Raw genomic sequence first — 26,297 nt, forward strand, 5'->3', positions numbered from 1 at the left:
AGCCCCCGCCACTGACGGAGGGAGATGCCGGGTGATCGAGCTGGAAGACCTTCCCGAGTTGATCGACCCGGTGATGATCTGCGCCTTCGAGGGCTGGAACGACGCCGGCGACGCGGCCTCCGCCGCGCTCGGGCACCTCGACGAGACCTGGGGCGGCAAGGTGTTCGCCGCGCTCGACGCCGAGGACTACTACGACTTCCAGGTCAACCGGCCCACCATCTGGCTCGACGGCGGAGTCCGCCGGATCACCTGGCCGACCACCCGGCTGTCGGTGGTCCGGGTGACCGAGCCCAAGCCGCGCGACCTGGTGCTGGTCCGGGGCATCGAGCCCAGCATGCGCTGGCGCTCCTACTGCAACGAACTGCTGGGCTTCGCCCACGAGCTGGGCGTCGAGCTGGTCGTCGTCCTGGGCGCGCTGCTCGGCGACACGCCGCACACCCGGCCCGTCCCGGTCTCGGGCGTCACCTCGGACCCGGCGGTGGCCCGCTCGCTGGACCTGGAGGAGAGCCGGTACGAGGGCCCCACGGGCATCGTGGGCGTCCTCCAGGAGGCGTGCGCGCACGCCGGCGTGCCCGCGGTGACCTTCTGGGCCGCCGTCCCGCACTACGTCTCGCAGCCGCCCAACCCGAAGGCCACCCTCGCGCTGCTCAACAAGGTCGAGGACCTGCTGGACCTGCGCATCCCGCCGGGCGAACTCGCCGACGACGCCCGGGCCTGGCAGCTCGGGGTCGACCAGCTCGCCGCGGAGGACTCCGAAGTCGCGGAGTACGTCCAGCAGTTGGAGGAGGCGCAGGACACCGCGGAGCTGCCGGAGGCCTCCGGGGACGCGATCGCCCGGGAGTTCGAGCGGTACCTGCGGCGGCGCGAGAACCAGGGGCCGAAGGGCGAGAAGCCCATCACGGGGCACGCGACGGAGCGGCCGAAGGACGAGGACGAGGAGTAGGCGGCGACGCACCGCGCGGACCGGCCCCGGGAGGGTGGTGCCCTCCCGGGGCCGGTCCCGTTGCGGGGGCGCGGTTCCCCGCGCCCCCGGCGGGGCTCGCTAGAGGGCGACGCCGAGCAGGGCGTCCACGGTGCGGGAGGCCAGGCCCGGGGCGCCGGGGTCCTCGCCGTCCCCGGTGCGGGCGGCGGCGGCCCAGCGGTCGACGGCGGCGAGGGCGGCCGGGGTGTCGAGGTCGTTGGCGAGGGCCTCGCGGACCTCGGCCAGCAGGGCGTGCGCGGAGGGGCCGTCCGGGCGGGAGACCGCGGCGCGCCAGGTGGCGAGGCGGGTCAGCGCGGTGTCCAGGTCGGCGGCCGTCCACTCCCAGTCGCTGCGGTAGTGGTGGGCGAGCAGGGCGAGCCGGATCGCGGCGGGGTCGACGCCGTCGCGGCGCAGGGCCGAGACGAAGACCAGGTTGCCGCGGGACTTGGACATCTTGTGCCCGTCCAGGCCGACCATGCCGGCGTGCACGTACGCGCGGGCGTAGGGGTGCTCGCCGAGGGCGACCTGGGCGTGCGCGGCGCCCATCTCGTGGTGCGGGAAGGACAGGTCGCTGCCGCCGCCCTGGATGTCGAACTCCATGCCGAGGAACCGCAGCGCGATGGCCACGCACTCGATGTGCCAGCCGGGGCGGCCGTGGCCGAGCTCGGTGTCCCAGGCGGGTTCGCCGGGCCGGGCGGCGAGCCAGAGCAGGGCGTCCAGCGGGTTCTTCTTGCCGGGGCGTTCGGGGTCGCCGCCGCGTTCGGCGAAGACCGGGAGCATCTGCTCGCGGGTGAGGCCGGAGACCTCGCCGAAGCGGGGGTCGGACTCGACGGAGAAGTAGACGTCGCCGTCGACCTCGTAGGCGGCGCCGGAGGCGAGCAGGCGCTGCACCAGCGGGACGATCCACGGGATCGACTCGACGGCGCCGACGTAGTGCGCGGGCGGGAGCATCCGCAGCGCGGTCATGTCCTCGCGGAACAGCGCGGTCTCGCGCTCGGCGAGCTCCGTCCAGTCCTGGCCGGTGGCGACGGCCCGCTCCAGGAGCGGGTCGTCGACGTCGGTGACGTTCTGGACGTACAGGACGTCGTGGCCGGCGTCCTTCCAGACCCGCTGGACGAGGTCGAAGGCGTTGTAGGTGGCTGCGTGGCCCAGGTGGGTCGCGTCGTAGGGGGTGATGCCGCAGACGTAGAGCCGGGCGGTCGGGCCGGTGGGCACGACCTCCCGGACACGGCCCGTGGCGGTGTCGTGGATGCGCAGGGGAAGCCCCTGACCGGGCAGGGCGGGAACCTCGGAGGCGGGCCAGGCATGCATGGGACCGACTCTAACCTCGCGATCATTTGAAAGACCAACCTACGGACGCAATCGACCTGAATCGATTCGCGCTCGGTTTCGGATCGGTATCAGACCGGTGGCCAGGGAATAGAAGGCCACTGCGGTGACGGCACGGGATGCCGTCCGGAGGTCCGCAGCGCGTCCGTCCGGGCCTTCAGCGCGGCGAGTTCACCGGGCGTCAGGTGCGGGCGCAGCCGTTCGCCGAGCGGGCCGTCGAGGTCGGCGGCCAGCCGGGCGAGGACGTCGAGCGCCTCGGCGGTGAGCGGCCGGTCGGCCCAGCCCCAGAGCAGGGTGCGCAGTTTCGGGTCGGTGTGGAAGGTGACGCCGTGGTCGATGGCGTAGACGCGGCCGTCGGCGGCGGGCAGCCAGTGGCCGCCCTTGCGGTCGGCGTTGTTGAGGACGGCGTCCAGGACGGCCAGGCGGCGCAGCCGCTCGTCGTCGCGGTGCACCAGCCAGGCGAGCCGGCCGCCGTCCAGTTCGGCCTTCAGGACCGGCAGCCAGCCCGGGCGGGGGCCGTCGTCCAGGGGTTGCAGGTCGAGCAGGTCGGGCGCGGCGGGGTCGGGCTCGATCCAGAGCTGGACCATGCCGGGCCCGGCCGGGCCCTCGCGCAGCACGGTGGGCGGGACGAGGTGCCAGCCGGTGGCGGCGGAGACCTCGTGCGCGGCGGTCTCCCGGCCGGCCAGGGTGCCGTCGGGGAAGTCCCAGAGCGGGCGCTCCCCCGCGACGGGCTTGTAGACGCAGGGGGCGGTGCGGCCGTCCAGGGTGACCGTGCAGTACAGGACGGCGTTGGAGGCGTCGGTGACCCGGCCGTGCACGGCCAGCGCGCCCTCGCGCAGCAGGGTGAGCGCGGTGGCGGGGTCGGCGGCGAGCGCGGCGCTGGTGGCGGGGTCGGTGCCGGGGGCGTCGACCGCCGCCGGCTGCTCCTGGTCCGCGTTCAGCGCCGGTAGCCGTTCGCGCGCGGGCACAGGTGGCCCTCCGGGTCGAGCGGGAGGTTGCAGAACGGGCAGGGCTTGCGGCCGGAGGCGACCAGGTCCAGGGCGCGCTTGGCGAACACCCGGGCCATCGCGCCGCTGAGCCGCACCCGCAGCAGGTCGGGGCCGTTCTCGTCGTCGAAGGCCTCGGCCTCCTCGTCGTCCTCGGTCTCCTCGACGTACGCCTGGGCCTCGACCACCAGGCACTCGTCCCGGGCGTCCCAGGCCAGGGCCATCGTGCCGACCCGGAACTCCTGCTCCAGCGGCAGGTCGAGCGGGGCGGTGTCGAGCAGCTCGGCGGGGGCGACCGCCGGGATCGGGGCCTCGCCGCCGCTGCGCCGCAGCGCCTCGTCGAGGACCTCCTCGATGCGCTCGGCGAGCGCGGCGACCTGGGTCTTCTCCAGCAGGACGCTGGTGATCCGGCCGCGCGAGGAGGCCTGCAGGTAGAACGCGCGGGCGCCGGGCTGGCCGACGGTGCCGGCCACGAAGCGCTCGGGCTGGTCGAAGAAGTGGACCTGACGGGACACGCTGCTCGCTCCGGAGGGGGGTTGCGGTCTTCTCGATCTCACCCTACGGCCAAACGGGTCCGGTACGGCACACGGGGCGCTCGGTTCCCGTGCGCGCCCGGAGAGTTGGCCGCGGGTTTCAGTCCTCGGTGCCGTCGGCGCCGTCGGCGCCGGTGTCGCCGCCGACCACCGCGTCGTCGCCGGCCGAGTGCCCGTGCGGGCGCGGGGCGAGCGCGGAGAGGGCGCCGGTGTCGCCGAGCCGCAGCAGGTAGGGGCGGTGCGGGGTGTAGCGGATCGCGGTGACCGAGCAGGGCTCGACCGAGATCCGCTGGAAGTGGTCGAGGTGCAGGCCGAGCGCGTCGGCGACGATCGCCTTGATCACGTCGCCGTGGGTGGCGGCGACCCAGAGCGCGTCCGGCCCGTGGTCGACGGCGATCTTGTCGTTCCACTCGCGGACCGCGTCGACGGTGCGGTGGCTGAGCGCGCGCAGCGACTCGCCGCCGGGGAAGGCGGCGGCCGAGGCGTGGTCCTGGACGGTGCGCCAGAGCGGCTCCCCGGCGAGCTCGCTGAGCGGGCGGCCGGTCCAGTCGCCGTAGTGGCACTCCCCCAGCCGCTCGTCGAGCGCGGGCGCGGCCAGGTCGGGGCGGGCGGCGGCCAGCGGCTCCAGGGTCTGCCGGCAGCGCTCCAGCGGGCTGCTGACCAGGCGGGCGATCGGCAGGTCGGCCAGCCGTCCGGGCAGGGCGGCGGCCTGGGCCCGTCCGGTGTCGTCCAGGTCGACTCCGGGGGTACAGCCGGCCAGGATCCCGGCGGAGTTGGCGGTGGACCGGCCGTGGCGCACGAGCAGCAGGGTGGGCATACCGGAAAGGGTACGTGGTCCGGACCTCCCCGCGGGGCCCGGTTCGGGTCACAATGGCGGGCATGATCGTGGATTGCGGAACCTACCGGGACGGGAAGCGGGTCCGGGGCCCGGAGGACTTCTCGGACGCCCTGGCGGAGGTCCGCGCGGCCGGGGACGGCTTCCTGTGGATCGGCCTGGCGGACCCCACCACCGAGGAGTTCGACCACGTCGCCGACGAGTTCGGCCTGCACCCGCTGGCGGTGGAGGACGCGGTCACCGCCCACCAGCGCCCGAAGGTCGACATCTACCAGGACTCGGTGTTCACCGTCCTGAAGACCGCCGCGTACCACCAGGAGCACGAGACCGTCTCCGTCGGCGAGCTGATGATCTTCCTGGGCGACTCGTACGTGATGACCGTCCGGCACGGCCCCGAGAGCCCGCTCAAGGACCTGCGCGCCCGGCTGGAGGCCCAGCCCGAGCTGCTCGCGCACGGGCCCGCCGCGGTGCTGTACGCGGTCTGCGACCTGGTCGTGGACCAGTACCTGGACGTGGCCACCGAGCTGCAGACCGACCTGGACGAGCTGGAGGAGGAGATCTTCTCCCCCGGGCGCTCGCGCGGCGCGGCCGAGCGGATCTACGGCTTCAAGCGGCAGGTGGTGGGCTTCCGCAAGGCGACCTTCCCGCTGATGGAGCCCGCGCTGCGGCTGACCCGGGCCGGCGGCGAGGTGAAGGTGCCGTTCGTGCCCGGCGAGCTGCGCCCGTACTTCCGGGACGTGGCGGACCACCTGGCCAAGGTCAACGAGGTGGTGGAGAGCCTGGACCGGCTGCTGTCCGACATCCTCTCCGCCAACCTGGCGCAGGTCAGCGTGCAGCAGAACGACGACATGCGGAAGATCTCCGCCTGGGCGGCGCTGGCCGCCGTGCCGACCATGATCGCCGGCATCTACGGGATGAACTTCGAGCACATGCCGGAGCTGCGGCAGGTCTGGGGCTACCCCGCCGTGCTGCTGGTGATGGCGGGCGTCTGCGTGGGCCTGCACCGGCTGTTCAAGCGCGCGGGCTGGCTGTAGCGGGCCGTGCGGCGCTGCCCGGCCCGCGCGGCGGCGGGCCGGGTGCGCCGGGTGCCGGGCGGTCGGGTCAGCGGGCGGTCGGGGCAGCGGGCGCGGGCCGGGAGCGGCGGAGGCGGGGGGCGCGGAGCAGCAGCAGGACGGCGCCCGGGAGCAGCACGGCGTCCACGCAGAGCAGCAGCAGGTTCCAGGCGCCGTCGACCCCGTGGTCGTGGCCCGCGGCGGCGGCGTCGTCGGCGGGGGCTCCGGCGGCCTCGGCGGCCGTGGCGGGCGGGCCGCCGACGCCGAAGGCGGTGGTGCCGGAGAGTTCGCGGCCGCCGTCCAGGACGAGCCGGTAGGTGACCCGGTAGGTGCCCCGGGCGTCGGTGCGGACCGGGGCGACCAGGCGGTTGCCGTCCAGCCGGGCCGGGCCGTCGGTGACCGGCCCGCCGGCGGGGCCGTTGACCTGGAGGTAGACCGATCCGGGTCGGAAGTCGTCGCCGGAGAAGGTCAGCGCGACCTCCGTCGGGGCCCGGTCCGGGGCGCTGCCGTCGGCGGGGGTGACGCCCGCCAGCCGTACCGGCTGGCGGGCGCTGACCCAGAGCAGGCCGAGCAGGAGCAGGACGACGACCCCGGTGCCGAGGGCCATGGCCCGCTGGAAGGGCCTGGGCGAGCCGGTGCTGGTCACGCGTGCGCCGCGACCTCGTGGCGGTGGACGGCGTGCCGGCAGCTGCACGTCATCTCGGACAGCTCCTGCCGGCTGGGCCGCAGGTGGTAGTACATGGCGATCACCATCGGGATGAAGACCACGGTGTTGTAGAAGAGGTGCAGTTCGACCCGGGGGAAGGCGAGTTGCAGCACCGAGGTCGGTACCGGCTTGCCGAACAGGAAGTGCCCGGTCTGCGCCTGCAGCAGCAGGAGCAGGTGCTCGATGTGGTGCCAGAACTGGATCGCCAGCGCCACGGTCCACCAGGTGCGGCCGCGGCCGACGAACCCGGGGCGCAGCAGGAACAGGCCGATGATCATGACCAGGGCGTAGCCGTAGTGCATCCACTCGGAGGTCACCAGCCACGGGAACTGGTAGCCGAGCAGGCCCTTGGACTTCGGGACGGGCCAGCCCAGGCCCCAGATCTGGTAGGCCTGGGTGAGGTGCTCGGCCCAGTGGGCGAGCACCACCAGCATGAAGGTGTTGAGCGCGGCGCGGTGCGATCCGTGGTTCAGGAGGCCGAGCGGGCCTCTCGGGCCGCTCGTGGTCGGTGCGCTGTGCGTGGACATGGGTCGGGTCTCCCGCGGGATGAGGAGGGTGAGGGCAGGGGGTGTCCGGGGGCGCGCGGCACGGGGTGTCGCGCGCGCCCCACAGCCTGGTGGTCCCGGGGCGGGTCGCGCTTCTCTCAGCGTGCCCTGCTGCCCGCCGCGACGGGGACCGGCTCCGGCCGGAGGACCTCGGTGAGTTCGGCGGTGCACATCATGTAGCCGTCGGGGGTGGGGAGCCGGTCGAGGTAGTGGGCGAGGTCGGTGGCCAGCGAGAAGACCCGGACCGGGGTGCCGGCGGCCCGGGCGGCCTCGACGACCCGGCGGACGCCGTCCAGGACGGCGGGGTGGCGGGTCTGGTAGGAGTCGGCGACCAGGTGGTTGCCGCGGTCGGCGGCCAGGTAGAACTGGACCAGGTCCTTGACGCCGACGAACAGTTCGCTGGCGCCGGCGGCGCAGATGCCCGGGGTGGCGTGGACGGCGGCCGGGGTCTCGATGAAGGCGGAGAGCGGGACGGTCGGGGGGAGTTCGAGGTGCTCCCGCAGCTGGGCGTACTCGTCGGCGTCGTTGAGGAACGGCACCGAGAGGTGGACCCGGGCGGCCTGCTCGCCGAGCCGGGTGCGCAGCGTGTCGAGCATCGCGTGCAGGGCGTCCCGGTAGGGGGCCGAGCCGAGCAGCCAGCGGGCGCCGTGCAGGCCGAGTTCGGGGTTGGGCTCGACGGCGACGGCGGACTGCTCGGTGACGCTGGCGGCGTGGTCGGAGCGCAGGTCGAGCAGGCGCAGGACGAGGCGCTGGCCGGGGATGAGCTCCTCGACGAAGGAGCAGAGGCGTTCGGCGAGGGCGGCCCCGTAGCGGGCGACCTGCTCGGGGCCGCCGTCGAGGGCGTCGAGCGGGCTGAGTCCGGCGGCGAGGCAGAGGAACTCCTCGCGGATGAAGAAGGTGTCGACGCGTGCGGCTTCCGGGCCGCAGGAGTTGACGGTCCGGATGTCCTGGAAGTCGGCGATGACCGCGCAGGCGGCGCCGAGGTCCGCCGCGGTGGGGGCGGTGGCGCCCGGCGCGGGGGCGGGCGCCGGGGCCGGGTCGGGGTCGAGCAGGATCGAGCCGTTCTCCAGGTCGAGGGTGACCTCGCCGACCAGGGCGGCGAGGTCGGCCTCGTCGACCCGGAGGACGGGGATGCCGCGGCCCCGGCAGAGGGACTGCATGTGGCCGGTCTGGCCGCCCCCGCCGCAGACCACGGCGCCGGCCGTGACGATGGCGTCGTACAGGCCCGCCTCCAGGTGGGGGGCGATCAGGATGGATCCCTCCTGCGGGTGCCCGGTGCGGTTGCAGGTGCCGCGCAGGGTGGCCCGGGTGCCACCGGTGAGCATGAAGCCCTGGATCCGTCGCCCGTTCACTCAGTCCTCCGTGTCCTCGTCGCTGTCCGCGTTGTCGGTGATCCCCAGGTGACGGCGCAGTTGGCGCGGCGTCATGGAGACGTCGGTGAGCCGTCGGACGGCGGCCCGGGTGACCGCCGCGCGCAGGCGGCGGGGTCCGGGGTCGTCCGGGGTGGGGAGGGGGCCGACCAGGGCGTCCAGGCGGGCGTCGATCCGCTCCCGCCGGGCCCGGGCCGCAGTGGCCATCCTCCGCACCTCCAGGTTCACAGCCTCCTCGAACACCGGGTCGACCGCTTCCTCGAACGTGCCGTCAGGGGCACCGGATCCGGCCAACTCCCGGGCCGGAAAAGGGAGGTCGGCGGGGTCGGCGGCGGGCACATCGGCGGGGTCGGCGAGCTCCAGCCGCTCGACGACGTGGGCCGCGACCGCGATCGAGTGGTTCTTGATGGCGGCGAGGTTGAAGGCGAAGGCGCCGGTGCGGCCGTTGCGCACGATCTCGTCGCCCTCGCGCAGCGGGCCGACCGCGGTGAGCGGGCCGGCGGGCCCGCCGGCCGGGGTGAGCAGCACGCCCCGGTGGTCGACCTCCAGGCCGCGGCCGGTGCGCTCGTGCGGGGTGGCGAGGCCTCGGCGGAGCAGGTTGCGCCAGAGCGGTCCGGCGACCTGCCGGTAGTCGCTCTCCCGGCCGAAGTTGGCGACCACCAGGTCCGCCTCGACGGTCGTCTTGTCGTCGGCGCCGACGACGGTGACCTCCAGCCGGCCGGACTCGGCGGGGGTGACCGCCCGGACCGCGCCGACCAGCAGCCGGACCGGGCCGGTGCGCATCGCCCGTTCGATGACGTCGAGGGTGTAGGGGACGGCGCCGACCCGGAGGGCGGCGATCGCGGTGCCGTACTCGTCGAGCAGGCGGCGCAGTTCGGCGGACGGGATGCGGGCGAGGGCCTCGGGCAGGTGGGGCTCCCAGGCCTTGGCGACCCGTTCGGCGACCACGTCGGGGGCGGTGCCGGGGTGTTCGCGGGTGACGGCCACGCAGGCCGCCGTCCACTCGGCGCGGACCCGGTCGAGGAACTCCGCCCGGTAGCGGTAGGGCTCCAGCAGGGTGCGGGGGCAGGGGAGGCGCAGCACGCCGTGCTCGTGGCCGCCCGGGTAGGAGCGGAACATGGTGCCGGTGCGGGAGACCAGCCGGATGGTGCCGGTGTGGCCTCGGCGCAGCAGCAGGCCCGCCGAGTCGTAGGCGCTGAGCACCGAGCCGACGATGACCACGTCGGCCTCGGGCGGCAGCGCCTCCAGCCGGCGGACGCCGTCGGCCGAGTAGGGGTGGCGGACGAAGCGCGGGTGGTCCAGCACCTCGGTGGCGAAGGGCAGTTCCCGTTCCTCCAGGCCGGTGGCGAGGACCACGTGCGCGGCGGGCAGCGGGTAGTCGGTGCCGTCGGCGCGCCGGACGGTCAGCTCGGCCCCGGCGGGGGTGGGCACCAGGTCGACCGCTTCGCCGTCGGTCTCGGTGAGCAGGACGCCGGGGGCGGCCTGGTGGGCGGCCTCGGCGAGCCGCTGCTCCAGGTAGTCCTGGAATATCCGCCGGGGCGCCGGGCCCGGTTCGGTGAACTCGTGGTCGGCCCACTGCGCGGGCCAGTCGGCGCGGTCGGCCTCCCGGTTGGCCCAGTGGACGAAGTCGAGGACGTCCTCCCGGAACACCGACATCCGCCCGGCCTGGATGTTGAAGACGTAGTCCCAGGGGTTCCCGGGCCGGTGGTAGGCGACCCCGGCAGAGCGGTAGTCGGTGCGCCGCTCCAGCAGGACGACCTCGACCGGGCGGCGGGCGAAGCGGAGCATCCTGATGGCGGTGGCGGTGCCGGCCAGTCCGGCTCCCACCACCACGATCCTGGGGCGGGTTGCTGTGCGGGTCATGCTGGAGCCTCTCGGTCGCGGAGCGGGGTCCGGGCCGGGAACCGCCCGAGCGCCGCGTCGGGGGGACGCGGCGCTCGGGCGGTTCCGGACGGTTCCGGGGGGAGCCGTGCGGGGGGACGGCGGTCGGTCGGGGGGCCGGTGGCGGCCGCCGGGGGCGGGGTCAGTCGGTGGTGGCCGCCGGGGCGGGGACGGTCGCGGGGGCGGCCGGGGCGGGGCGGCGGGCCCGCAGGACGATGCGGGACAGCAGGAGGCCGGGGACCACGCCGAGCGCGGCCACCACCAGGATCCAGACCGCGCTGGTGGACATCGCGGTGCCCAGGACGTGGGCGCGCACCCCGTCGCCGGTCCGGTCGACCAGCGTCAGGTACAGCGCACCGTACACCGCGATGCCCCCGACCTGGCCGAGTTGGACGATGGTGGTGAGCAGTCCGCTGGCGTCCGCCGCCTTCTCCATCGGCACGTTGACCAGCGCCTGGGTGAGCAGCGGGCTGACCGACAGGCCCATGCCGACGCCGTTGAGGATCGTGCCGATCCACATCAGCGCGCCGCCGGAGCCGCCGTCCTGCATGGCGATCGCGACCAGGCCGTAGGAGAGCGCGGAGACGGCCAGGCCGCCCGGGGCGAGCAGGTGGTGGATCCGGGCGGGGAGCTTGCGCCAGTAGAACCCGGCCAGGCCGAAGGTGATCGACATCGGGAGGTAGGTCAGGCCGGCCCGCAGCGCGCTCTCGGCCAGGCCCTGCTGGAGGTGCAGGGTGAAGACGAACAGGAAGCCGCCGTAGGTGAGTTGGACGCACACCACGGTGATCATGCCGATCGACATGCCGGGGGCGCGCAGGACGGCGAGGTTGAGCAGCGGGTCGCCGCCCCGGGCCGCGATGCCGCGCTCGACCCGGACGAACACGGCGGCGAGCGCGACGCCGGCCGCCATGCAGACGAACGTCCAGGCCGGCCAGTCCAGTTCGCGGCCGAGGACGGCGGGCAGGACCAGCAGGAACACCGCCGGGACGGCCAGTGCCAGGCCGTACAGGTCCAGCTTGCGGCGGCCGGTCGGGGCGTCCTTCGGGAGGAGCCGGGGGACGAGCGCGATCAGGACCAGGCCGATCGGCACGTTGACCAGGAACACCGGGCGCCAGCTCGCGCCGAACAGGTCCGCGTTGACGAGCACGCCGCCGAGGACGAGGCCGGCCACCGCGCCGGTCGACAGCACCGCGCCGTACGCGGACAGCGCCTTGGCGCGCGCCGGGCCCTGGAACTGCATCTGGATGACGCTCATGATCTGCGGGACCATGACCGCCGCGCTGGCGCCCTGGGCGAAGCGGAACACCACCAGCGTCGCGGCGTTGGGCGCGAACGCGCAGATCACCGAGGTGAGGGTGAACGCGACGACGCCCAGCAGGTACATCCGGCGCCGCCCGTACAGGTCGCCGAGCCGGGCGCCGGTGATCAGCAGCATCGCGTAGGCGACGGTGTAGCCGCCGACGACCAGTTGCAGGGCGGCGCCGGAGGCGTGCAGCTCGCTGCCGATCGAGGGCGTGGCCACGTTGACGATGAAGACGTCGACCAGGCCCATGAACTGTCCGAGCAGCAGCAGTACCAGCATCATCCACCGCCGGTCGGACTCTGCGGCGGGCGCCGCGGTCGGCTGCGTCGCCGACCCTGCCGTGGTCATGGCTCTCTCCGTTCGGTCGTTCCGTTCCCGGGCCGCGGCGGGGGGTGCCGTCGACCGGGCTCGGTCTACATACCGGCGAGGGGGGCGGAACTCATCGCCGTTCGCGCGCGGACCCGCGCGGGAATGCCGGGGCACTCAGGGAGAAGCCCGCCCGGGTGTCCCGTGGCTAGGCTCCCGGACGCGAACCCGCGCCGCGCCGGACCCCGGCCATCGGGACCAACATGCCTTCCCTGAAAGGGAGTTGAGCTTCCATGATCTACGAGCTGCGTGAGTACACCGCCGTCCCCGGCCGGCTGCCCGACCTGATCCGCCGGTTCAACGAGCACGCCGTGGAACTGCTCGGCAAGCACGGGATGGAGGTGGTCTTCATCTCGCTGACCGAGTTCGGCCCGCAGACCATGGGCCAGGTCGTCTACGTGCTGCGGCACGACTCCTACGACGCCCTGGAGCGCAACTGGACGTCCTTCTTCAGCGACCCCCGGTGGATCGAGGCCAAGCGGCTCAGCGAGCTCGACGGCCCGCTGGTGGCCCGGCTCGACCGCCGGATCCTCTCCCCCGCGCCGTTCGCGTCGTGACCGGGGCCGACCGCCCCGCTCCCCTCCCCCGGGTGTCCCCCGGCTGCACGAAAGGTTCGCCGATGACGCACGAGCGCCGTTCCCTCACCTTCTTCGAGTCCCTGTTCTACCTGTGGCGCGTCGGGCCGGTCGTCGCGAGCGTCACGCTGGAGGGCCGGGTGGACCCGGCGGCGCTGGAGCGGGCCCTGGAGCTGCTCCAGCGCGACCACCCGCTGGTGCGCTGCTCCTTCCGCCGCACCCCGGACGCGATCTCCGTCGAACTGGGCGAGGACGGGCCGGGCCTGGAACTCGTCGCCCCGGGCGACAACGGACTCGCCCGGGTCCTCAACACCGAGCTGCCGGACGACCGCCGGATCTACCGGGTCACGCTCGCCCAGGGGCCGGACTCGGCGGTGCTCAGCTTCGCCGGGGACCACGCGGGCAGCGACGCCCGGCTGAACACCCTGCTGCTGCGCCGCCTGCTCGGCCACTACGCCGACGGGCTGCGCGGGGTGGAGGGCGCGCCGAGCGGCCGGTCCGCGTTCGAGGGGTCGCTGGAGGAGGCGCTGCTCGCCGCGTACGAGCCGGGGCCGGTGCGGCTGCCCCCGGCGGGCGAGCCGCCGCTGACCCTGCACGGGGCGGCCGACGCGCCCGGCGAGCTGGCGGTGCGGGCCTTCTCCTTCGAGCCGGAGGTCACGGCCGCGCTGCTCGCCACCGCCCGCCGGGAGGGGGTCTCGCTCACCAACCTGATGGTCGGGGCGATGGCGTGCGCGGTGCGCGCCCGGTTCCCGGAGGCCGGGCCGCTGCCGGTGGCGCCCGCGTTCGCCGTGGACCTCCGCTCCCGGGTGGAGCCGCCGATCGCCCCGGACGCGCCGTTCTGCTGCGTGGCGCGGCTGGTCTGCTCCACCGGCGTCGACGCGGACGACCGCCCCGCCGAGGTGGGCCGGCGGATCGGCGCGCAGCTCAAGGAGGCCCTGGCCCAGGAGGAGGTCCAGCACCGGCTGGTCTCCCAGCGCGCGGTGGGCGAGGCCACCCCGCTGCCGCCGATCTCGTTCATGGTCTCGAACATCGGCGTCATCGAGGAGTACCCGGTGCCGGAGGGCCTGCGGGTCGTCGACAGCCGGTGGGCCACCACCTCGCGCGGGCCGGTGCCGACCCTGTTCGGTTCGACCGTGGCCGGCCGGCTCACCCTCGACCTGGTCTACGACACGGCGTTCCACCGCACCGAGGTGATCGAGGAGCTGGCCAAGCAGTTCGAGGCGCTGCTGCTGGCCGGCCTGGACTGACCGCGCGGCGCCCGCCCGCGCACCGGCCCCCGCCCGCGGAAGGCCAGCACGCGGAAGGCCCCCGCTCCGGAGCATCGGAGCGGGGGCCTTCCCGCGGTGCGCGCCGCGCCCGGGGGTCAGTGCGCGGGCGCCAGCATCGCGCTGTTGTGGTAGGCGGCGATGTGCCACGAGCCGTCCTTCTTCTCCAGGACCCAGGTGGCGTTGATCTTGCGGGCGTCGGGGACCTCGGTCTCCCCGGCGAACAGGATGCCGGACTCGCTGACCACGATCGCGGCGGAGTCGCCGAGGAAGCGCAGGCTGAGCTGCTTGTTGTAGGTCGAGCTGCCCTTGAGCATCCCCTCGAAGCCCTTGGCCATGCTCTCCCGGATCACCTCGCGGCTGCCGCGCAGCGAGCCGGGCAGGATGGCGGTCGCGTCCTCGTTGTAGTGGGCGACGAAGGCGTCGGCGTCGTTGGCCTCCCATGCCCGGTAGGTCGCGCCCAGCACGGCGTTGATCGCGGCCTCGTCTTCGGTACGGGTGACAGACATTGGAATCTCCCTCGGAGCAGGTCCGCCTGGCTGTTCCGACGGACTCACCCGTACATACCGGCGGCGGCCCCGGAACTCATCGCGCCGGCGGGGAAGTTTTTTCCCGCCGGGCCCCGCGGGCCTGCACAACGTCGGAGAAGCCGGGCGCCGGGAGCGGGAAATAGCGTCGTGGCCACGTGATTTCGGTGGTGCGGCGCTTCGGCGCTTCGGACGGGAGGTCCAGGTGGACGGTGCGATGAAGACCAGGCCGGGGTTGGCGGTGCAGGCCGGGACGGTGCCGCTGGCGGTGCGGGTGGCGGTGGAGGCCGAGCGGCGCGGGCTGCCGTCCTTCCACTCCAGCGAGTTCTACGACCGCTCGGCGGTGGTGACGCTGGCCGCGGTCGCCGCGGCGACCTCGCGGATCCGGATCGGGTCGGCCATCGCCTGGGCGCTGGGCCGCACCCCGGTGGCCACCGCCACCGAGTTCCGGTCGCTGGCGGAGCTCGCGCCGGGCCGGGTCACGCTGGGGCTGGGCACCGGGAACCCGCAGGTGATCTCCGACTGGCACGGCCTCGACGAGACCCGGCCCGCGGCCCGGCTGGCCGAGCTGGTGCCGCTGATCCGGCGGATCTGGGAGGTCGGCACGGAGCCGGTGGACCACCAGGGCGCGTTCTACCGCTGCCGCATCCCGGTCGACCCGACGCTCCAGCCCTGGCCCCGGCCGGCCGACCCGGCCGGGACGGAGCGCCCGCCGATCCTGCTCGCGGGCGGGCGGGGCCCGATGCTCCGGGCCGCGGGCGCGGTCGCCGACGGGCTGATGGGCCTGCCGCTGTGCAGCGCCGCCTTCGCCTCGGAGGTGGTCCGGCCCGCCCTGGCCCAGGCCGCCGAACGGGCCGGGCGGGAGCGGCCCGTCCCGATCACCGGGATGACCATCTGCGCGGTGAGCGAGGACCCGGCCCGGGCCCGGGCGCTGGCCGCCACCCAGCTGGCGGTGTTCGCGGCCCGGGACTCGGCGGCCCCGCTGGTCGCCTTCCACGGCTTCGAGTCCGAGGTCGCGGCGATCCGCGAGGCGTTCGGGCGGCGCGACATGCGGGCCGTGGCGGCCGCCGTCTCCGAGCGGATGCTCGACACGCTGGCCGTCCACGGCACGCCCGCGGAGGCCCGGGAGCGGTTCGCGGCCGGCTTCGACGGCGTCTACGACGAGGCCCTGCTGTTCACCGCGGGCAAGGGCATGCCGGAGGGCGGCTTCGAGGAGAGCCTGCTGGGCACCTGCGAGGCGTTCGGGGACTGACCGCCCCGCCCGCCGGGCCGCGCGGACTCGGGCAATACCGAAGCAGCCCGGCGGCGCCGGCCGCCCCTACGCTCGTGGCCACACCCACCGCCACTGCCGCAGCCACTGCCGTCACCGCTGCCGTCACCGCTGCGCAGCCACTGCCATCAGGAGGCCCCGTGAACATCTACCTGTCCGGTCAGGGGGGGTTCGCCGTCACCGTGGCGGAAGCCCTGGTCGAGGAGCACAAGATCGTGGGGGTGGCCGCGCCGCGCCAGCGGCGGCGGCTCGCCCCGGGCCAGGGCCCGGAGGACGACGCGAACCCGATGACCTGGGACCGGCTGCGGTCCTGGGCGTACCCGCGCGGCATCGACTGGACGCCGTCCACCGACCTGCGGGCGCACCACATACCGGACGCGACCGACATCATCCTGGCCGCGCACTCGCACGCGTTCATCGGCCGCCGCACCCGGGCCCGGGCCCGGGTCGCCGCGATCGGCTACCACCCGAGCCTGCTGCCGCTGCACCGGGGCCGGGACGCGATCCGCTGGACGATCCGCGACGGCGACCGGGTCACCGGCGGCTCGGTCTACCACCTGACCGAGCGCACCGACGCGGGCCCGATCGCCGCCCAGGAGCACCTGCTCGTCCCGCCCGGCTCCACCGTCGAGTCGCTGTGGCGCGAGCACCTGACGCCGCTCGGCGTGCGCCTGATCCTGCGGGTGGTGAACGACCTGGAGCGCGGCCACCGGGTCGAGGTCGAGCAGGACGAGTCGCTGGCCGGCTGGGAGCCGGCGATGGGCGTCCCGCCGCTGTTCAAGCCCGAGCTGATCGAGCTGCCCGTCCCCGGCTCCGGCGCGGTGCGCGGCGACCGGTGGGCGCTGAACGGGTTCTGACCACCCGTCGGCCGCCGCGCGCGGTACAGTCGTGCGGCCGTGCGGACCACCACGGCCGCCAGGAGGGCCGGAAGGGGCGCGCGGTGACCGCAGGAGACGTTTTCGACCGCCGCATCGCGCCGTACCGGTCGGAGCTGCTGGCGTACTGCTACCGGATGCTCGGCACCGTCCACGACGCCGAGGACCTGGTCCAGGAGACCTACCTGCGGGCCTGGCGGGCGCGCGAGCAGTACGACGAGACCCGCAGCGCGCCGCGCACCTGGCTGTACCGGATCGCCACCAACGCCTGCCTGACCGCGCTCAAGGGCTCCGCCCGGCGGCCGCTGCCGTCCGGGCTGGTGACCGAGGCCGACCCGCTGGACCCGCTGGTCCGCGGGGACGAGGTGCCGTGGCTGCAGCCGTTCCCGGACTCGCTGCTGGACAGCGGCGACCCGGCCGGCACCGTGATCGGCCGCAGCAGCCTGCGGCTGGCGTTCGCCGCCGCCCTGCAGCACCTGTCGGCCCGGCAGCGCGGCGCGCTCATCCTGCGGGACGTGCTCGGCTTCTCGGCCGCCGAGTCCGCGGACATCCTCGGCACCACGGTGGTGTCGGTGAACAGCTCCCTGCAGCGGGCCCGGGCCCGGCTCAAGGAGGCCGGCATCGGGCACGAGTCCCTGGGCGAGCCGCTGGCGGCCGAGCAGCGGGCCTGGGTGGACCGCTACATGAAGGCCTTCGAGAACGCCGACGTGGAGAGCCTCAAGCGGCTGCTCACCGAGGACGTCCTGATGGAGATGCCGCCGATGCTCAACTGGTTCACCGGCCGGGACGACTACGGCCGGTTCATGGACTGGGTGTTCGAGAAGTCCGGCACGGACTGGCACCTGGAGCGGATCGGCGCCAACGGCCAGCCCGGCTTCGCCGCCTACCGGCGCGCCGGCGAGGGCTACCTGCTGCACACCCTCCAGGTGTTCACCGTCACCGCCGACGGCATCAGCCGCACCTCGGTGTTCCAGGACCCCGTGGTGTACGCCGCCTTCGGCCTGCCGACCGAGCTCGACGCGCGCGGGCTGCCCCGCTCCTGACCGCCCGCCGCGGGGCCCCGCCCGTCCGCCCGAGAGGGCACGATGGGAGGAGTCCGCTCCCGGCGGTCCGTCCGACACTGGTGTCCCCTCCCGGATACCCGCCCCCGTCAACGGTGGCGCGCGGCTCGGACCGGATCGAAGGAGCGAACCCCATGAACGATCGTCTGAAGCGGTACCGGCTCCCGGAAGCCGCCCCCACGCCCGAGCAGTGCGAGTGGCTCGCCCGGGTCGACCGGGTCGCCCCGGTGGTGGAGGCGCACCGGGACGCGGCCGAACGCGAGCGGAGGATGCCGCGGGAGGTCTACGAGGCCCTGCGGGACGCCGGCTTCACCCGGATGTGGGTCTCCCGGGCGTTCGGCGGCGAGCAGGTCTCGCTGACCGCGGGCATGTACGCGCTGGAGGCGCTGGCCCGGCTGGACGCCTCGGTGTCCTGGCAGATCGGCGTCCAGGGCGCCATCGGCCGGCTGTCCGACTACCTGCCGGAGCCGACCTCCCGGGAGCTGTTCCTGGACTGCGAGGGCTTCGCGGTCGGCGGGGTCAAGCCCTCCGGCCTGGCCCAGCCGGTGGACGGCGGCTGGCTGCTGCGCGGGGAGTGGGCGATGGGCTCCGGCGCGGCGCACGCCGACTGGCTGGTGTGCACGGCGCTGGTCTGCGAGGACTGGCAGCCGGTGCAGACGCCGACCGGCCCGGACATCGTGATGCTGTACGTGCCCGCCTCCGAGGTCCGGATCGAGGACACCTGGTACACCGTGGGCCTCCGCGGCACCGGCAGCAACCACTTCCGGGTCGAGGAGCGGTTCGTCTCCGACGCGTACGCCGTCCGCAAGGGCCGGATGGTCCAGCCGCCGCCGGAGCGGGCCTCCCGGGCCTACCCCATCGGGTACTTCGACTTCGGGCCGTTCTCCACCGCGCCGGTGGCGCTCGGCGTGGCGCAGGACGCGCTGGACGCGTTCTGGACCACCGCGCACGCCAAGACCCCGGCCAGCGGCACCCGGAAGCTCGCCGCCAACCACGTCGTCCAGGAGCGGTTCGCGCGCGCCGAGGCGGCGCTGTACTCGGCCCGGCTGCTGCTGTTCGAGGCGGCCCGGCAGGTCGAGGAGTCCGGTACGGCCGGCGACGACCTCAGCTCGCTGGTCCGGCTCGCCTCGGCGACGGTCGGCGAGGCCGCGACGGCGGCGGTGGAGGCCGCGTACACGCTGGCCGGGACGACCTCGCTGTACACCTCCAGCCGGCTGGAGCGGGCCTTCCGGGACGTCAACTCGGTCACCAAGCACATCGCGCTCTCCTACTCGCACTTCGAGACGGTCGGCGCCTACCTGCTCAGCGAGGAGCCGTTGGTGATGCGCCGTTAGCCGACGCACCGTCAGCCGGCGCGGCGGCGGGACCGAGCAATCTGCGAGAAGGCCGCCCGGCCCGACCGCACCAGACTGGGGCCTCGTCACGCCGCCGCTAACGGAAGCCGAGGTGCCGCCCCATGACCGACGACCCGCTGAGTGCGCCGGGCTCCCGGAGATGGCGGCCCACCGCCCTGATCGGGCCCGCCCTGTTCGGGCTCGGGGTGGTGGTGAACGCGGCCGGGCTGGTGGTGAACCTGCGGCGCGACGACCAGCCGCTGCACTGGTGGGCCGTCGCGTTCGTGGTCGCGAACCTGCTGTGGCTGCTGTACGAGATGCCGGTGACGCTCGGCCGGCCGGACGCGCCGCCGCACGAGGTGGGCACCCTGGTGGTGTACGGCTGCACCCGGTTCGCCACGGTCGCGGCGTCCGTGCTGGCGCCGGTCGCCTGGGAGCGCGCCCTGCCGTGGCTGCCGGTCGCCCTGGCGCTCTACCTCGGCGGCATCGCGCTGCGCCTGGTCGCGATGCGCACCCTGGGCCGCTTCTACTCGCACTACGTGATCCGCCGCGACGACGACTCGATCGTCCGCACCGGTCCGTACCGGGTGATCCGGCACCCGGCGTACGCGGGGATGCTGACCGCGCACGTCGGGCTGGTGCTGTTCTTCCTGAACTGGACCGCCGTGCTGGCGCTGGCCGCGCTGGCGGCCGTGCTGGCCTGGCGGATCCGGGTCGAGGAGCGGGCGCTGCTGGCCATTCCCGCGTACCGCGACTACGCGGCCGGCCACTCCCGTCTGGTGCCGGGGCTGTGGTGAGCCCGGCCCTGGTGGGCGCGGCCGTGCTGGAGCCCGCCGTCGCGGAGCCGGCCGCCGCGGAGCCGACCGCCGTGGTGGGCGCGCCGGCCGGCCCGGCGGAACTGAGCTGCGAGGAGCTGCTGACCACGACCCGCGCGGTGCGCCGGGGCCTGGACCTGGAGCGGCCGGTGCCGCTGGAGGTCGTCAAGGACTGCCTGCGGATCGCCCTCCAGGCGCCGAACGGCGCCAACCGGCAGGACTGGCGCTGGATCGTGCTCACCGACCCCGACCGGCGCGCCGAGGTCGCCGAGGTCTACCGGTCCGCCTTCCACCGGCGCTACGCCGCGCAGCTGGAGCGGCCCGCGGAGGCCGACCCGGCCGCCCTCCGCGCGATCACCTCGGCCCGGGAGCTGGCCGACAAGCTGCACCGGGTGCCCGTCCTGGTGCTGCCCTGCCTGGAGCTGGGCGAGCGCCGGCTGACGGCCGACAACCAGGCCGGGGTGTGGGCCTCGCTGACGCCCGCCACCTGGAGCTTCATGCTGGCCGCCCGCACCCGGGGCCTGGGCACCGTGCTCACCACCGTCCACCTGGACGCCGAGGCCGAGGTCGCCGCGCTGCTCGGGCTCCCCCCGGGGGTGCGGCAGGGCGGGCTGCTGCCCGTCGCGTACGCCCGCAAGGCCCGGTTCCGGCCCGGACCGCGCCGACCGCTGGACGAGGTGCTGCACCTCGACGGCTGGAACGGGGCCGGCGACCGGAACGGGGCGCGCGGATGAGCGTCCGGACCGACGCGCCCCCGGTCGGGCCGGTGCACGGCGCCGACCTGCTCGACGCGGCCGTGATGGGGCACAAGTTCGCCCGGCTGGAGTCGATGCGGCAGGCCGGCTTCCCGGTGCCGGAGCTGTTCGGGCTGCCCGCCGCCGCCTTCGACCTGGCCACCGCCGACCTGCGCGCCGGGCTCGCCGCCGCGCCGCCGGCCGACGACCCGGCGGCCGTCCGCGCCTGGGCCGCCGGGGCCCGGGCGGCCGCCGCCGGCCTGCGGGTCCCCGAGCCGCTGGCCGCGCGGGTGCTGGCGGCCTTCGACGCGCTGGCCGGCCCGGACGGGCTGGTCGCGGTGCGCGCCTGCGTGGTGCCGGCGGCGGGCCTGCCGGGCGAGGACGACGGCGGCGACCCGTTCGCCGGGATGAGCGACAGCTTCCTGTACGTGCCGCGCGCCGACCTGCTGGACCGGGTGGCCGACTGCTGGGCGTCCGCCTACCGGGCGCAGGCCGTGCACTACCGGCTGCACCGGGGGGCCGACCCGGCCGCGACCCGGGTCGCGGTCGGCGTGCAGCGGATGGTGCCGGGCGCCCGGTCGTTCGTGGCGTTCACCCGGGACCCGCGGGACGGCGGCGGGCGGCACGTGGTGGCCGCCGCGTACGGGATCGGCGAGGGCGTCGTCCAGGAGCGCGCCGACGTCGACCACTTCTTCGTCGCCCGCCCCGGGGGTGGGGTCCGCTCCCGGCTCGCCCACAAGCGGCGGATGCTCGGCCCGCCCGTGCCCGGCGGCCCCGGCGGGCCCGCGCCGCTGGAGGTGCCGGCCGCGCTGGCCGACCGGCCGGTGCTGGACGGGGAGCAGCTCGCCCGGGTCACCGAGGTGGCCGAGCGGATCGAGGAGCACTTCGGCGGCCCGCAGGACATCGAGGGCGCGTTCACCGAGGACGGTGGGCTCCAGGTGCTGCAGGCCCGGCCGATGGTCCTGCCCGAGCCGGGCGCGGCGCCGGTCCGCTGGAGCAACCACAACATCACCGAGAGCTACCCGGGGGTGTCCGGCGCCCTGACCTACAGCCTGGCCCGGGAGTTCTACCGGTCGATCTTCACCGACCTGTACCGGCGGATGGGCGTCTCCGAGGAGCGGCTGCGCGGGCAGGCGCACCGGCTGGAGCGGATGGTCGGCCTGCACGGCGGCCGGGTCTTCTACCGGATCGACGACTGGTACGAACTCCACGGCCAGCTGCGGGAGTTCGAGTTCGTCCGGGGCTGGTGGGAGCACGCCATGGGCCTGGCCGGCGACCCCCGGCGGCCGCTGGAGCCGGGCTGGCGCCGCCGCGCCCTGGCGCTCGTCCCGTCCACGGTGCGCCGCCTGCTACGGCACCCCGCCGAGGTGCGCGGCCTGCTGCGCTGGTGGGACGCGCTGGCCGCGTCCGGCGCGGGGCTGGACGACTGGGGGCCGGAGGAGCTGATCGCCTTCCACCGGCGGATGTGGGCCGGGGTCGGGGCGCGCTGGGGCACCACGCTGACCAACAGCTTCCTGACCATGCAGGTCACCGTGGTGCTGGACGCGCTGCTGCGGCGCTGGGCCGGGCAGCGCGACCACGTGCTGATGACCGGGCTGCTCGCGGGCGGGCCGGAGAACCGCTCGCTGGCGGCGCTGCGCTCCGGGCTGGCGCTGGCCGAGCTGCTCGGTGCCGAGCCGCGGGCCCGGGCCCGGGTGCTCGGCGCCGGGGACGCCGCCGCCCGCCGGGCGGCGTGGGCGGAGCTGGTCGACGGCGTGTACGGCCCCGGCCCGGCCCGGGCCGCCGCCGAGCACCTGCGCCGCTACGGCGACCGGGCGGCCGGCGACCTGAAGCTGGAGCAGCCGACGCCCCGGCAGGACCCGGGCATGGTGCTGGACATGGTGGCGCCGCTGGTCCGCCAGGGCCGCACCGTCGAGGGCAGCCGCGCCGACGAGCGGCGGGTGCGCGCGGCCGCCGAGGAGCGGCTGCGGGAGTCCTGCCGGGGCCCGGTGCGCCGGGCCGTGCTGCGGGCGCTGGCCGCGCTGGTGCGCTCCCTGATCAAGGTCCGCGAGGACACCCGGTTCTGCCGCACCGAGCTGTACGGCCTGTCCCGGCGGGTCCTGCTGCGGCTCGGTGCGCTGCTCGCCGGGGCCGGTCACCTGGACCGCGCCGAGGACGTGTTCGACCTGACCGTGGAGGAGGTGCTCGGCGCGTTCGACGGCACCCTGCCGGGCGCCCGGCCGCGCGACCTGGCGGCGCTGCGCCGGGCCGGGCGGGAGCGCGCCGCGGAGCGGCCCGCCCCCGCCACCGACCTGGTCACCGCGGCCGGGGTGCCGCTGGCCCCGGCGGTGCCGGCGGACGTCCCGGACGGCGCGGACGGTCCCGCCGCGGACGGGCCGGAGGACGGGGTGCTGCGCGGCCTGGCCTCCAGCGCGGGCCTGGTGCGGGCCCGGGCCCGGGTGGTGCTCGATCCGGACGTCTCCCCCGAGTCCTGCCGGGACGCGGTCCTGGTGGCCCGGGAGACCGATCCGGGCTGGCTGTTCCTGATGACCGCGGCGAAGGGCCTGGTGGTCGAGCGCGGCACGATGCTGTCGCACACCGCGATCACCGGTCGGCTGCTCGGGGTGCCCACGGTGGTGGCGGTGCCCGGCGCGACGACCCGGATCCCGGACGGCGCCTGGGTGGAGCTCGACGGCACCTCGGGCACGGTCCGGCTGGTGGAGGGGCCGTCGTGATCGCCGTCCGACTGGGCCGCTACCTGGCGGGCAGCTTCCCCCCGCTGTTCTACCTGCCCTACGCGCTGTCCTGGGCGCTGGGCGGCTCGGCGCTGTTCGTGCTCGCCGACCCGCGCCTGCCGGGCCGCTGGCCGGGCTGGGCGACGGTGGCGACCGCGGCGAGCTTCGTGGTGCTGGTGCTGCTGATGCGCGCCGTGGACGACCTGCGCGACCTGGACTACGACCGGGTGCACAACCCGCGCCGTCCGCTGGCGTCGGGCGCCGTCCGGCCCCGGGACCTCGCCGTGCTGATCGCGGCGGGCGCCCTCGCGGTGCTCGCCCTGAACGCGCCGCGCGGGGCCGCGGTGGCGGCGGCGGCCCTGGCGCCGCTCGGGTACGCCCTGGTCCTGCTGGGGCTGGACCTGCGCTGGCGGTGGCCCCCGGGCGACGACATGGTGTTCGGCGCCCTGCTCGGCCTGCCGGTGCAGCTGCTGCTCAACGGCTACCTGGGCGCGGGGGTGCTGCACGACGCCGGGCTGGCGCCCGGCCGGCACGACCTGCTGCCGGTGCTGGCCGCCGTCGCGGTGTTCGCGCACCTCGAGTACGGGCGGAAGCTGACCAGGCGTCCGGCGCCGGGCGAGCGCAGCTACGTCACCGCGTACGGCGTCGGCGGCACCGCCGTGGCGGCGCTGGCCGGGGCCGGGCTGTCGGTGGCGCTGGGCCTGCTGCTGACCCGGCCGTGGGCCGGTGGCGCGGGTGCCGGGCCGTGGGGGTGGCTGGTGCTCGCCCCGCTGGTCCTCGTCGCCCTGGGCGCCGACCGGTTCTTCCGGCGGTCGGCCGTGCGCTGGCCGGCCTGGGCGGCGGCGCTCTTCCTGATCTGCACCTTCCTGGCCGACCTGGCCGTCGCCCTGCTCGGAAAGGACGCGCGTTGAGCTCCGAGGCCCTCCCCGGCTTCCCGTTCCCCGCCTGCCCCGACGCGCGTCCACCGGACCGGTACGCGCAACTGGTGGCCGAGCCCGGCCTGCCCCGGGTGGTGCTGCCCAGCGGCGTCGAGGCGCTGCTGGTCACCCGGTACGAGGAGGTCCGGGCGGTGCTCTCGGACGACCGGTTCAGCCGGGAGGCGTTCCCGGGCCGGCCGATGTTCGCCCGCTCCCCCGACTCGATCTCGCTGGCGGTGAGCGACCCGCCGGTGCACAGCCGGCGCCGCCGGGCCGTGCTCCCGGACTTCACCGCCCGGCGGGCCCGGCAGCTGGCGCCCCGGGTGCGCGAGCTGGCCGGCCTGGCCCTGGACGGGCTGGCGGCGCTGCCGCAACCGGCCGACCTGGTCGAGGGGTTCACCGTGCCGTTCGCCCTCTCGGTGGTCACCGAACTGCTCGGCATGCCCGCCGAGGACGGGCAGCGCCTGCGGCCGCTGATGGCCGCCATGACCTCGGTCGGCGGCCGGGCGCCCGAGGACGTCGCCGAGGCGCACCGGCAGGTCCAGGAGTACTTCACCGACCTGGTCGACCGGCACGCGGCCCGGATCGCCGGGGGCCGGCCGGGCGGGGACGTGCTCAGCCGGCTGCTCGCGGCACCGGACGGCGAGCGGCTCAGCCACCGGGAGATCGTGGTGTTCGGCGCGGGCACGCTGATGGCGGGCTTCGAGACCACCGCCAACCAGCTCGCCATGACCGTGCTGACGGTCCTCCGGCGGCCGGGCCTGGCCGGGCGGCTGCGCTCCGACCCGGCCGCACTGGACCGGGCGCTGGAGGAGACGCTGCGCTGGAGCGCGCTGATCGGCACCGGCGGGGCGGCGCACGTGGCCCTGGCGGACGTCCGCCTCGGCGAGGTGCTGGTGCGGGCCGGCGAGGTGGTGGTGCCGCTGCACGACGCGGCCAACCAGGACGCATCGGTGTTCCCGCGCCCGGACCTGTTCGACCCGGACCGGGCCGACAACCCCCACCTCGCCTTCGGCCACGGCCGCCACCTCTGCCTGGGCGCCCCCCTGGCCCGCGTCGAACTGCGCACCGGCCTCGCCGCCCTGCTGCACCGCCTGCCCGACCTGCGCCTGGCCGTCCCAGAGGAGGCGCTGCGCTGGCGCGAGAACGCCTTCATCCGCGGCCCGCTGGCCCTCCCGGTCCGCTGGGACGCGGCGGGCGCGGCGGGCGCGGCGGGCGGGTGCCCGGTCGGCGCGGCCGCGAGCGGTGGCGGGGGTGTCGGGTGAGGACGCCGGGGCTGTGGGTGGCGGGGGTGGGGAGTTACCTGCCGCCGGTGGTGAGCGCGCGGGAGGCGGTGGAGCGGGGGTGGTACGACGCCCGGACGGCCGCGGAGAGCGGGTGGACGGGGGCCGCGGTGGCCGGTGAGGTGTCGGCGCCGGAGATGGCGGTGATCGCGGCGACGGCGGCGCTGGAGCGTTCCGGGCACCCGCCGGGGGACGTCGCGGTGCTGTTGCACGCCTCGACGATGGCGCAGGGGCCGGAGGCGTGGCCGCCGCAGAGCTACGTGCAGCGCCGCACGGTGGGCGGGGACGCGCCGGCGCTGGAGGTGCGGCAGGCGTGCAACGGGATGCTGGCCGGGATGGAGCTGGCGGCCCGCTGGCTGGCCGGCGACGACCGGCCGGCGGCGCTGGTGACGGGGGCGGACAACTTCGGGTCGCCGTTGATCGACCGCTGGCGCTACGCCGAGGGGGCGGGCACCAACCGGCTGTCGGTGCTGGGCGACGCGGGGGCGGCGGTGGTGCTCTCCCGGCGCGGCGGTTTCGCCCGGCTGCTGGCGGTGGGGACGCTGTCGGTGCCCGCGCTGGAGGAGATGTACCGCGGCGGGCTGCCGCTGTTCCCGCCGGAGCAGTCGCTGGGGCGGCCGGTGCGGATCGGCGAGCGGCTGCGGCGGCACCGGGAGTCCGATCCGGTGGCGGCGGCCGACGCCCGCCGGGCGCTGGACGCCGCCCGGGTCGCGCTGGGCACCCGCACCCTGGCCGAGGCGGGGGTCACGGCGGACCGGATCACCCGGGCCACCCACGTGTTCTCCGGCGGCGCGGCGTACCTGGAGAGCGTGCTGGGCCCGCTGGGCGTCGACGCCTCGCGCGGCCTGCTGGAGTTCGGCCGCACGGTGGGCCACCTCGCCACCTGTGACCACGTGGTGGGCCTGGAGCACCTGCTGCTGACCGGCGCGGTCGGCCCCGGCGACCACGTGCTGATGATGAGCAACGGCGGCGCCTCGCTGGCCTGCGCCGTCGTGGAGCTGGTGGACCGGCCCGCGTGGGCCGGGCCCTGAATCCCTGTTCGCACCCGACCGGAAGGAAC

24 protein-coding genes are annotated in these 26,297 nt (G+C 75.5%); 14 read left to right on the plus strand and 10 right to left on the minus strand.

Annotation, left to right across the window (positions count from 1 at the left end):
* The first annotated feature begins 31 nt into the window (after nucleotides 1-31).
* Nucleotides 32-943, plus strand: a complete 912-nt coding sequence (locus tag ACZ3J7_RS16945) for a PAC2 family protein (RefSeq protein ID WP_465621426.1) — start codon at nucleotides 32-34, stop codon at nucleotides 941-943.
* A 99-nt stretch (nucleotides 944-1,042) separates the two neighbouring features.
* Here ACZ3J7_RS16945 and mshC read toward each other — a convergent pair whose 3' ends face one another.
* From mshC to ACZ3J7_RS16965, 4 genes are all read right to left on the minus strand, one after another.
* On the minus strand, nucleotides 1,043-2,272 hold the full coding sequence (gene mshC, locus ACZ3J7_RS16950) for a cysteine--1-D-myo-inosityl 2-amino-2-deoxy-alpha-D-glucopyranoside ligase (protein ID WP_465621428.1): 1,230 nt from the start codon (nucleotides 2,270-2,272) through the stop codon (nucleotides 1,043-1,045).
* Between the two features lie 89 nt (nucleotides 2,273-2,361).
* A complete protein-coding gene (locus ACZ3J7_RS16955; RefSeq protein ID WP_465621430.1) occupies nucleotides 2,362-3,258 on the minus strand; it encodes an SCO1664 family protein in 897 nt (298 codons plus the stop codon).
* Entirely contained in the window at nucleotides 3,228-3,791 is a 564-nt protein-coding gene (locus ACZ3J7_RS16960; RefSeq protein WP_465621432.1) for a DUF3090 domain-containing protein, read from the minus strand. The genes ACZ3J7_RS16955 and ACZ3J7_RS16960 overlap by 31 nt, the downstream gene beginning before the upstream one ends.
* 118 nt (nucleotides 3,792-3,909) lie before the next feature.
* The gene (locus tag ACZ3J7_RS16965) at nucleotides 3,910-4,626 is read right to left on the minus strand and encodes a histidine phosphatase family protein (protein WP_465621434.1); all 717 of its coding nucleotides are present in this window, start codon (nucleotides 4,624-4,626) and stop codon (nucleotides 3,910-3,912) included.
* Nucleotides 4,627-4,688: 62 nt separating this feature from the next.
* On the opposite strand from ACZ3J7_RS16965, the gene corA reads away from it, so the two are divergent.
* Nucleotides 4,689-5,678, plus strand: a complete 990-nt coding sequence (gene corA, locus ACZ3J7_RS16970; protein ID WP_465621437.1) for a magnesium/cobalt transporter CorA — start codon at nucleotides 4,689-4,691, stop codon at nucleotides 5,676-5,678.
* Nucleotides 5,679-5,745: 67 nt separating this feature from the next.
* Here corA and ACZ3J7_RS16975 read toward each other — a convergent pair whose 3' ends face one another.
* The 5 genes from ACZ3J7_RS16975 to ACZ3J7_RS16995 form a co-directional block, all read right to left on the minus strand.
* Entirely contained in the window at nucleotides 5,746-6,342 is a 597-nt protein-coding gene (locus ACZ3J7_RS16975) for a copper resistance CopC family protein (RefSeq protein WP_465621439.1), read from the minus strand.
* Nucleotides 6,339-6,929 carry a hypothetical protein gene (locus ACZ3J7_RS16980; RefSeq protein ID WP_465621441.1) on the minus strand — a complete coding sequence of 197 codons (591 nt, stop codon included), beginning with the start codon at nucleotides 6,927-6,929 and terminating at the stop codon, nucleotides 6,339-6,341. Before ACZ3J7_RS16980 ends, ACZ3J7_RS16975 begins: the two co-directional genes overlap by 4 nt.
* 116 nt (nucleotides 6,930-7,045) lie before the next feature.
* Complete coding sequence (locus ACZ3J7_RS16985; RefSeq protein WP_465621443.1) at nucleotides 7,046-8,299, minus strand: putative PEP-binding protein; 1,254 nt, start codon at nucleotides 8,297-8,299, stop codon at nucleotides 7,046-7,048.
* The gene (locus tag ACZ3J7_RS16990) at nucleotides 8,300-10,180 is read right to left on the minus strand and encodes an FAD/NAD(P)-binding protein (protein WP_465621445.1); all 1,881 of its coding nucleotides are present in this window, start codon (nucleotides 10,178-10,180) and stop codon (nucleotides 8,300-8,302) included.
* Between the two features lie 160 nt (nucleotides 10,181-10,340).
* On the minus strand, nucleotides 10,341-11,849 hold the full coding sequence (locus tag ACZ3J7_RS16995; protein ID WP_465621447.1) for an MFS transporter: 1,509 nt from the start codon (nucleotides 11,847-11,849) through the stop codon (nucleotides 10,341-10,343).
* Between the two features lie 251 nt (nucleotides 11,850-12,100).
* Here ACZ3J7_RS16995 and ACZ3J7_RS17000 point away from each other — a divergent pair, with 251 nt between their 5' ends.
* Nucleotides 12,101-12,424 carry an NIPSNAP family protein gene (locus ACZ3J7_RS17000; protein ID WP_465621451.1) on the plus strand — a complete coding sequence of 108 codons (324 nt, stop codon included), beginning with the start codon at nucleotides 12,101-12,103 and terminating at the stop codon, nucleotides 12,422-12,424.
* A gap of 62 nt (nucleotides 12,425-12,486) precedes the next feature.
* Nucleotides 12,487-13,689, plus strand: coding sequence for a phthiocerol/phthiodiolone dimycocerosyl transferase family protein (locus tag ACZ3J7_RS17005; RefSeq protein ID WP_465621453.1), 1,203 nt, complete (start codon nucleotides 12,487-12,489; stop codon nucleotides 13,687-13,689).
* Nucleotides 13,690-13,805: 116 nt separating this feature from the next.
* Here the strand turns inward: ACZ3J7_RS17005 and ACZ3J7_RS17010 are convergent, their stop codons facing one another.
* Nucleotides 13,806-14,216 (minus strand): SgcJ/EcaC family oxidoreductase, encoded by a 411-nt coding sequence (locus ACZ3J7_RS17010; protein ID WP_465621455.1) that lies wholly within the window; start codon nucleotides 14,214-14,216, stop codon nucleotides 13,806-13,808.
* Between the two features lie 235 nt (nucleotides 14,217-14,451).
* On the opposite strand from ACZ3J7_RS17010, the gene ACZ3J7_RS17015 reads away from it, so the two are divergent.
* From ACZ3J7_RS17015 to ACZ3J7_RS17060, 10 genes are all read left to right on the plus strand, one after another.
* Nucleotides 14,452-15,486, plus strand: coding sequence for an LLM class flavin-dependent oxidoreductase (locus tag ACZ3J7_RS17015; protein ID WP_465621457.1), 1,035 nt, complete (start codon nucleotides 14,452-14,454; stop codon nucleotides 15,484-15,486).
* Nucleotides 15,487-15,644: 158 nt separating this feature from the next.
* Complete coding sequence (locus tag ACZ3J7_RS17020; protein ID WP_465621459.1) at nucleotides 15,645-16,361, plus strand: formyltransferase family protein; 717 nt, start codon at nucleotides 15,645-15,647, stop codon at nucleotides 16,359-16,361.
* Nucleotides 16,340-17,422: a sigma-70 family RNA polymerase sigma factor gene (locus tag ACZ3J7_RS17025; protein WP_465621461.1), complete on the plus strand. Its 1,083-nt coding sequence runs from the start codon at nucleotides 16,340-16,342 to the stop codon at nucleotides 17,420-17,422. Before ACZ3J7_RS17020 ends, ACZ3J7_RS17025 begins: the two co-directional genes overlap by 22 nt.
* Before the next feature lie 152 nt (nucleotides 17,423-17,574).
* Entirely contained in the window at nucleotides 17,575-18,774 is a 1,200-nt protein-coding gene (locus tag ACZ3J7_RS17030) for an acyl-CoA dehydrogenase family protein (RefSeq protein ID WP_465621464.1), read from the plus strand.
* A 122-nt stretch (nucleotides 18,775-18,896) separates the two neighbouring features.
* Nucleotides 18,897-19,571 (plus strand): methyltransferase family protein, encoded by a 675-nt coding sequence (locus tag ACZ3J7_RS17035; protein ID WP_465621466.1) that lies wholly within the window; start codon nucleotides 18,897-18,899, stop codon nucleotides 19,569-19,571.
* Entirely contained in the window at nucleotides 19,565-20,323 is a 759-nt protein-coding gene (locus ACZ3J7_RS17040; RefSeq protein WP_465621468.1) for a nitroreductase family protein, read from the plus strand. Before ACZ3J7_RS17035 ends, ACZ3J7_RS17040 begins: the two co-directional genes overlap by 7 nt.
* Entirely contained in the window at nucleotides 20,320-23,037 is a 2,718-nt protein-coding gene (locus ACZ3J7_RS17045; RefSeq protein ID WP_465621470.1) for a PEP/pyruvate-binding domain-containing protein, read from the plus strand. Before ACZ3J7_RS17040 ends, ACZ3J7_RS17045 begins: the two co-directional genes overlap by 4 nt.
* Nucleotides 23,034-23,948, plus strand: a complete 915-nt coding sequence (locus ACZ3J7_RS17050) for a hypothetical protein (RefSeq protein ID WP_465621472.1) — start codon at nucleotides 23,034-23,036, stop codon at nucleotides 23,946-23,948. Before ACZ3J7_RS17045 ends, ACZ3J7_RS17050 begins: the two co-directional genes overlap by 4 nt.
* Complete coding sequence (locus tag ACZ3J7_RS17055; RefSeq protein WP_465621473.1) at nucleotides 23,945-25,219, plus strand: cytochrome P450; 1,275 nt, start codon at nucleotides 23,945-23,947, stop codon at nucleotides 25,217-25,219. The genes ACZ3J7_RS17050 and ACZ3J7_RS17055 overlap by 4 nt, the downstream gene beginning before the upstream one ends.
* Nucleotides 25,216-26,268: a ketoacyl-ACP synthase III family protein gene (locus ACZ3J7_RS17060; RefSeq protein WP_465621475.1), complete on the plus strand. Its 1,053-nt coding sequence runs from the start codon at nucleotides 25,216-25,218 to the stop codon at nucleotides 26,266-26,268. Before ACZ3J7_RS17055 ends, ACZ3J7_RS17060 begins: the two co-directional genes overlap by 4 nt.
* Nucleotides 26,269-26,297 lie beyond the last annotated feature (29 nt).

The sequence above is a fragment of the Kitasatospora sp. NPDC015121 genome, assembly GCF_055562955.1.

Bases quoted from the DNA above. Each gene is read 5' to 3' on its own strand.
- mshC (WP_465621428.1), bottom strand. From the start codon at position 2,272: ATGCATGCCTGGCCCGCCTCCGAGGTTCCCGCCCTGCCCGGTCAGGGG.
- ACZ3J7_RS16965 (WP_465621434.1), bottom strand. From the start codon at position 4,626: ATGCCCACCCTGCTGCTCGTGCGCCACGGCCGGTCCACCGCCAACTCC.
- corA (WP_465621437.1), top strand. From the start codon at position 4,689: ATGATCGTGGATTGCGGAACCTACCGGGACGGGAAGCGGGTCCGGGGC.
- ACZ3J7_RS16980 (WP_465621441.1), bottom strand. From the start codon at position 6,929: ATGTCCACGCACAGCGCACCGACCACGAGCGGCCCGAGAGGCCCGCTC.
- ACZ3J7_RS16990 (WP_465621445.1), bottom strand. From the start codon at position 10,180: ATGACCCGCACAGCAACCCGCCCCAGGATCGTGGTGGTGGGAGCCGGA.
- ACZ3J7_RS16995 (WP_465621447.1), bottom strand. From the start codon at position 11,849: ATGACCACGGCAGGGTCGGCGACGCAGCCGACCGCGGCGCCCGCCGCA.
- ACZ3J7_RS17000 (WP_465621451.1), top strand. From the start codon at position 12,101: ATGATCTACGAGCTGCGTGAGTACACCGCCGTCCCCGGCCGGCTGCCC.
- ACZ3J7_RS17005 (WP_465621453.1), top strand. From the start codon at position 12,487: ATGACGCACGAGCGCCGTTCCCTCACCTTCTTCGAGTCCCTGTTCTAC.
- ACZ3J7_RS17010 (WP_465621455.1), bottom strand. From the start codon at position 14,216: ATGTCTGTCACCCGTACCGAAGACGAGGCCGCGATCAACGCCGTGCTG.
- ACZ3J7_RS17015 (WP_465621457.1), top strand. From the start codon at position 14,452: ATGAAGACCAGGCCGGGGTTGGCGGTGCAGGCCGGGACGGTGCCGCTG.
- ACZ3J7_RS17030 (WP_465621464.1), top strand. From the start codon at position 17,575: ATGAACGATCGTCTGAAGCGGTACCGGCTCCCGGAAGCCGCCCCCACG.
- ACZ3J7_RS17035 (WP_465621466.1), top strand. From the start codon at position 18,897: ATGACCGACGACCCGCTGAGTGCGCCGGGCTCCCGGAGATGGCGGCCC.
- ACZ3J7_RS17045 (WP_465621470.1), top strand. From the start codon at position 20,320: ATGAGCGTCCGGACCGACGCGCCCCCGGTCGGGCCGGTGCACGGCGCC.